The organism is Zarconia navalis LEGE 11467 (assembly GCF_015207075.1).
Lineage (GTDB): Bacteria > Cyanobacteriota > Cyanobacteriia > Cyanobacteriales > Geitlerinemataceae > Zarconia > Zarconia navalis.
The window spans coordinates 1-6,025 of the sequence record NZ_JADEXN010000342.1 but is presented as its reverse complement, the minus strand read 5'-3'; the positions used below and the strand labels follow the sequence as shown (position 1 = coordinate 6,025).

Here is a 6,025-nt window from a genome sequence, read left to right as displayed (position 1 = left end):
ACCTGCACCATGTACGGTTACTGGATGCCCGACTTCTCGCTCTAGAGCTTTTTCAAGCTCTTCTTGGATCGTGGGTCGATCGACTTGCCGCTGCCAGCCATGAAAATGAGTGCCACGGTATTGAACGACAATGGCAACTCGCTCTTTGGGTTGGAAAACGGACACAGACATTGATGGCTCAATCCACGAGTTCGATAATTGCCATTTTGGCGTTATCCCCGCGCCGACTGACGGTGCGCAGAATTCGGGTATAACCGCCCGCCCGACTGCTATAGCGGTCGGGAACTCCGGCAAATAAAGCGTGAACTAATCCTTTATCAAAAAGATACCCCATTGCTTGACGGCGAGCGGCCAGGGTTCCATCTTTGGCCAGAGTAATAATTTTTTCCGCTTCCGAACGAACGGCTTTGGCTCGAGTCGCTGTGGTCGTAATCCGACCGTGACGGAGCAGTTCGGTTGTCAAAGACCTCAGAAGGGCTTTGCGCTGGTCGGCAGGTTTACCGAGGAGAGGGACACGACAACGATGACGCATGATAGTAAAAACAAATGACGGACGATCGATTTTTAGTGAGATGAAGCTTAACCCAAGTGCTTTAATGGCAGGAGGAGCGTATAAGCCTTCATCATCTCAATAGTATTAGCTAAGCTTTCGACTTTTCTTGAGGCAAAGTGATCCCCAAGCGCTCTTGCAGAGCTTCAATCACTTCTTCTGCAGATTTCTGCCCGAAGTTTTTAATTTCGAGTAAGTCTTCTTGAGAATAATCCAATAAGTCAGCAACTGAATTAATCTGAGCGCGCTTGAGACAATTGTAAGCTCTCACGGAAAGTTGAAGTTCTTCGATGGGAATCTGACTGTTGGGATTCTCATCGGGGGTAAACTCATCCTTCATCGATTCCACGGTAATGTCTTTAAGTGGTACAAATAAATCCACTAAAAGATTTGCCGCTTCACCGATCGCTTCTTGGGGTGTTAAACTGCCATTCGTCCAGATCTCCATAATCAGGCGATCTTTTTCCAAAGACCCTCCAACTCGGGCATCTTCGACAGTATAATTAACCTTCTTAACGGGCATGAAAACCGCATCGATTTGAAGATAGTCAAGAGCCGTCGATTCGTCTCTACCCCGTTCGACGGAGCGATACCCCGTCCCGGTTTCGATGCGAAACTCCATTTCCAACGAAGCCTTTTCGGCTAACGTAGCAATGTATTGACTTTGACTTGCCACCTCAACTTCCGAGGGTAAGTCGAAGTGATCGGCGGTGACCGTTGCCGGTCCTTGAACGAGTACCCGCCCAATTTGGGGTCCCGCCATACGGCTTTTCAGCACGACTTCCTTCATATTCAACAAGATTTCCAGCACGTCCTCTCGGACTCCAGGCATCGTTGCGAACTCGTGATTGACTCCACCAATTCGGACGGCTGTAATCGCCGTGCCTTCTAAATTGGAGAGCAGAACTCGTCGCAGGGCGTTTCCCACCGTCGTCCCTTGACCTCGTTCCAACGGCTCGATAATGAACTTACCGTAGAGACCTTGACCTTTCTCTGGATTCTTACTTTCTACACACTCAATTTGGTATTGCGTCACGGCATAACCTCCCTTAACCTTGGTCCCCAGAAGATAGATACGGTTGACCGACCTAATGCTGAGTATTACGCTATAAATTGGTTTTCGTGGCTACCCATTCGGGCATGATGAAGATCGAGGCTCGGGCGATCTACTCGCAACCTTTAACACCGATTTCATCTTTGAGGGAAAGCCTCACAGCACGAAAAGCGATCGACGGACTTAAACTCGCCTGCGCTTGGGCGGACGACAACCATTATGAGGAATGGGGGTAATATCTCGAATGAGAGTAATTTCCAAACCTGCTGCCTGTAATGCCCGGATAGCAGTCTCTCGACCGGCTCCCGGACCGCTGACCATTACTTCAATTTGACGCATTCCCTGGTCGCTGGCTCGCCTGGCCGCCCCTTCGGCAGCTGTTTGAGCGGCGTAGGGCGTTCCTTTTTTTGCTCCCTTAAAACCACTCGAACCCGCTGTCGCCCAGGAGATCACTTCTCCTTTGGTATCGGTAATCGTAATGATGGTGTTATTAAACGTGGATTGAATGTAGCCAATCCCATTGGGGACGTTTCGCTTTTGCTTGCGAGAACCTGATTTCTTGTTGGGTCGTGTTGCCATATTCGTTTTTCGAGCGTATAAAGAATAAGTTTGAGGCAGGGTTAGACGATTACTGAAGGTTGGGGTGTTTGCGTAGATTTACCTCGAAGATCGAACCGAACTTGGCTTTGGTCGAGACCCAAGTTTCGCTCGCAACAACTCCGCAAGGAGCGCTACAATCCGCCACCCATCCTATTTACTTCTTGGCTCCAGCCTTCTTCTTACCCGCGACAGTGCGGCGAACGCCTCGGCGGGTACGAGCATTGGTCCGCGTCCGCTGACCTCGAACGGGCAAGCCCTGACGGTGACGGCGTCCTCGATAGCAGCCGATATCCACCAAACGCTTGATGTTCATCGACTCCCAACGCCGCAAGTCTCCTTCGACTTGATAGTTGGCTTCGATGGCTTCGCGCAAGGCGGCAACTTCGCTATCGCTCAAGTCTTTGACTCGAGTATCCGGGTTCACACCCGCTGACTCGGTGATTTTTTGGGATGTTGGCAAACCAATGCCATAGATATATGTCAGACCAATCTCGACGCGTTTATCTCGCGGAAGGTCTATTCCTGCAATCCGTGCCACGTTTTTCTCTCCAGATTGAGTAGTGAGATCGACAAAAATGAGTGGGTATTATTATGAGACGCAAACTTTGCCGCAACAACCAATTTTGTTAGCAATCTAACCTTGACGTTGCTTGTGCTTTGGATTGGAACAAATCACCATAACTCGACCGCGACGACGAATGACACGGCACTTTTCGCAAATTTTTTTGACAGATGCTCGAACTTTCACAGAACTTAGACTAAGAATACTACAAACTTTAAATCATAACTTTTTTCTGTTTAAAAGTCAATCATAAAAAGACCGGAAACGCTTAAAAAATGATGACTCAAAAGAACTACTTTTTCCGCAAACGATAAGTAATTCTACCTTTAGTTAAATCGTAAGGAGTTAATTCTACCTTGACGCGATCTCCAGGAAGGATTTTAATATAGTTACGACGGATTTTTCCTGAAATGTGAGCGAGCACGTTAAACCCGTTATCTAGATCGACCCGAAACATGGCATTGGGAAGAGACTCGGTCACAGTCCCTTCCATTTCAATTAAGTCTTGCTTGGCCAATTTTTTTTCCTAATTACGATGGTGTGGATTTACCATTAAGTACGTGAACCGCGCCCAGTCTGTGGGTGCTCTCTAACATATGTTATCAAATTTCGATCGGATCGCATCGCTCGAAATCAGTAGATTTGCCTAGGAAAGCGGGAGTAAGTTTCTGAGAATCTCCCGCACCTCTTCAACGGGTCGATTACCATCAACAACTCTCAAGCACTGACGTTGGCGATAAAACTCAATAGTCGGCTCGGTTTGCTCGCGATAGACACTCAAACGACGGCGAATTGTATCTTCTGTATCATCAGCACGTCCCCGTCCGAGCAGCCGATCGACAATAACTTCATCAGGTACATCTAAGTTAATCGCACCATCACAGCTTTTTTCCATCTGGAGCAGTAACTCTTCGAGAAACTCGGCTTGAGAGACGGTGCGAGGAAAGCCATCTAAAATCCATCCGGCTCGAGCGTCGGTCATTTGCAAGCGTTCTCGCACCAAATCGAGCATGACCTCTTCGGGAACGAGTTCTCCCCGAGTCATATAACCCTGCGCTTTTTTTCCGAGTTCCGTGCCAGCAGCAACGGCTTGCCGGAGAATATCCCCCGTAGAAATATGAGGAACCTGGCAAAAATCAGCCAGTTTTTGAGCTTGAGTGCCTTTACCGGCTCCGGGAGGACCTAAAAAGATAAACTGCATCGTTTTTACTGCTTCACCATGCCCTCATAGCGTTGAGAGATGACGTAGGTCTGAATTTGTTTGGCTGTATCGATTGCAACTCCAACGATAATCAGCAAGGATGTCGCCCCAAACCCTTGGAAAGTAGAAACGCGGGTAGCTCCTTCCACCGCGGTGGGGACAGTCGCCACCAGTCCGAGAAAAATAGCACCTAGAAATGTTAGCCGATTTAAGACTTGGGAAATATATTGTTCCGTCGCTTTTCCAGGCCGAATTCCCGGAATGCTAGAACCCATTTTCTTCAAGTTTTTCGATAAATCTGCCGGGTCGAGAGTCAAGGATGCGTAAAAGTAGCTAAAAAAGACAATTAGCACTAAGTAGAAGGACACGTACAACCAAGGTAAAGGACTATTTGGACCTAAATAGCGACCGATGTTCGACAATACCTGATTGCTGGTGGCTTCAGCCAAAAATCCGGGCAAAATCAAGAAACTAGAGGCAAAAATGATCGGCATCACCCCCCCCTGATTCAAGCGCAAGGGTAGATAGCTGGTTCGTTCGCGATAGAGACGACGCCCCACTTGTCGGCGAGCAGAAATAATTGGAATTCGACGAGCGCCTTCTTGAACGAAAACAATTCCCACGATGGTAACGAGAAAGACCATTACCAAAATCAGCACGCGACCGACAATTCCTTGATCTCGCTGAGCGAGTTCGATAGTATCTCCTAAGGAGTAAGGCAAGACGGCAACGATATTGACAAAAATCAAGAGTGATGCGCCATTACCAATCCCACGCTCGGTAATCAGTTCCGAAACCCACATGACGAACATTGCCCCGGCCACTAATGCCAACATGGTTTTGGCAATAAAGAAAGGAACCGGATCGGTATTGGACGCGGACATATAAGCGCTCGTCCAAATGGCAATTCCCGTACTTTGTAGGATAGCCACACCTAAAGCAATATAGCGGGTAATTTGAGAAATCTTACGTCGTCCGGCTTCCCCTTCATTCTTTTGCAAGTCTTCTAAGCTGGGAATCGCGGCGGTCAAAAGCTGAACGGCGATCGACGCATTAATAAAGGGTAGAATTCCCAAGGCAAATATTCCCAGACTTTCTAAGCCCCCCCCCGAAAACGCATTTAGTAACCCAAAGAAAGGACTATTTTGAAAATCGATCGCAAATCGGGCGCGATCGATTCCCGGAACCGGCAGCCAAACGCCCAAGCGAACTAGGACGATCAAACCAACCGTTACTAATATTCGTCCCCTCAAACCCGCAGCTTGAGCCATTTGGATAAATGTCTCTTGAGCGGTTGGGGCTTTATCTCGACTTACCGCCATGAAGGTTTACCTCTACGATGTACTCGCCATTGGTGTAATCTCGTCGCTCCTCGAAAAGGTCAGCTCCCTGCAACGTCACAACTCCCACCGGCGGCTTCGATTTTTTGACGAGCGCTGGCGGTAAAAGCAGCGGCTTTAACCGTTAGGGAAACGTTTAACTCTCCATCTCCCAAGATTTTTAGCGGACCGTTGCTTGCAGTTACTAACCCCGTTTCCAATAAGGATGCCAACGTGACTTCCGTGTTGGCTGGCAGAGATGCCAGTTTACCCACGTTTACAATAGTGTAATGTTTGGGGTTAATGACCGTAAAGTGCTTGAGTTTGGGAACGCGCCGATAGAGGGGCATTTGTCCCCCTTCAAAACCCGGACGAGTCCCACTACCCGATCGAGATTTCTGACCGCGCATTCCTTTACCGCAGCTAGCACCTTGACCGGCAGCAATACCTCGACCGACTCGACGGCGGCGCTTGCGGGAACTCGGTTTGGGGACGGCATCTTGTAGTCTCATAATTCTAAGTCTTTAGATTTCAACTCAATTTGAGGGAGCTTTCGGGCGATTTTTGTCAACTCGAAGCATACAATTTCTCGATCGAAATATTTCGCTCCCGAGCAACTTCCGAGAATCGGCGCAGGTGAGCTAGCGCATCTACAGCCGCTCTGGCGTTATTGAGAGGGTTACTCGAACCCAACTGTTTGGCAAGGATGTTGCGGACGCCAGAGAGTTCTAGAACGGTG

At 48.6% G+C, this 6,025-nt stretch carries 9 protein-coding genes and 1 pseudogene; all 10 read right to left on the bottom strand.

The window, feature by feature from the left end; genetic code table 11:
* Positions 1-178 precede the first annotated feature (178 nt).
* A complete protein-coding gene (gene rplQ, locus IQ235_RS16510; protein ID WP_264322527.1) occupies positions 179-532 on the bottom strand; it encodes a 50S ribosomal protein L17 in 354 nt (117 codons plus the stop codon).
* 109 nt (positions 533-641) lie between these two features.
* Positions 642-1,586, bottom strand: coding sequence for a DNA-directed RNA polymerase subunit alpha (locus tag IQ235_RS16505; RefSeq protein ID WP_264322526.1), 945 nt, complete (start codon positions 1,584-1,586; stop codon positions 642-644).
* Positions 1,587-1,787: 201 nt separating this feature from the next.
* Positions 1,788-2,183, bottom strand: coding sequence for a 30S ribosomal protein S11 (gene rpsK / locus IQ235_RS16500; protein ID WP_264322525.1), 396 nt, complete (start codon positions 2,181-2,183; stop codon positions 1,788-1,790).
* A 175-nt stretch (positions 2,184-2,358) separates the two neighbouring features.
* Positions 2,359-2,742: a 30S ribosomal protein S13 gene (gene rpsM, locus IQ235_RS16495; RefSeq protein ID WP_264322524.1), complete on the bottom strand. Its 384-nt coding sequence runs from the start codon at positions 2,740-2,742 to the stop codon at positions 2,359-2,361.
* Between the two features lie 96 nt (positions 2,743-2,838).
* Positions 2,839-2,952, bottom strand: a complete 114-nt coding sequence (gene rpmJ, locus IQ235_RS16490; RefSeq protein WP_006618079.1) for a 50S ribosomal protein L36 — start codon at positions 2,950-2,952, stop codon at positions 2,839-2,841.
* A 106-nt stretch (positions 2,953-3,058) separates the two neighbouring features.
* The gene (infA, locus tag IQ235_RS16485) at positions 3,059-3,283 is read right to left on the bottom strand and encodes a translation initiation factor IF-1 (RefSeq protein WP_008191178.1); all 225 of its coding nucleotides are present in this window, start codon (positions 3,281-3,283) and stop codon (positions 3,059-3,061) included.
* 129 nt (positions 3,284-3,412) lie between these two features.
* Complete coding sequence (locus IQ235_RS16480; protein WP_264322523.1) at positions 3,413-3,967, bottom strand: adenylate kinase; 555 nt, start codon at positions 3,965-3,967, stop codon at positions 3,413-3,415.
* Between the two features lie 5 nt (positions 3,968-3,972).
* Positions 3,973-5,289 (bottom strand): preprotein translocase subunit SecY, encoded by a 1,317-nt coding sequence (gene secY / locus IQ235_RS16475; RefSeq protein ID WP_264322522.1) that lies wholly within the window; start codon positions 5,287-5,289, stop codon positions 3,973-3,975.
* Positions 5,290-5,348: 59 nt separating this feature from the next.
* Positions 5,349-5,798 (bottom strand): 50S ribosomal protein L15, encoded by a 450-nt coding sequence (gene rplO / locus IQ235_RS16470; RefSeq protein ID WP_264322521.1) that lies wholly within the window; start codon positions 5,796-5,798, stop codon positions 5,349-5,351.
* A 55-nt stretch (positions 5,799-5,853) separates the two neighbouring features.
* Positions 5,854-6,025, bottom strand: a pseudogene (locus tag IQ235_RS16465) (30S ribosomal protein S5); the annotation flags it as partial.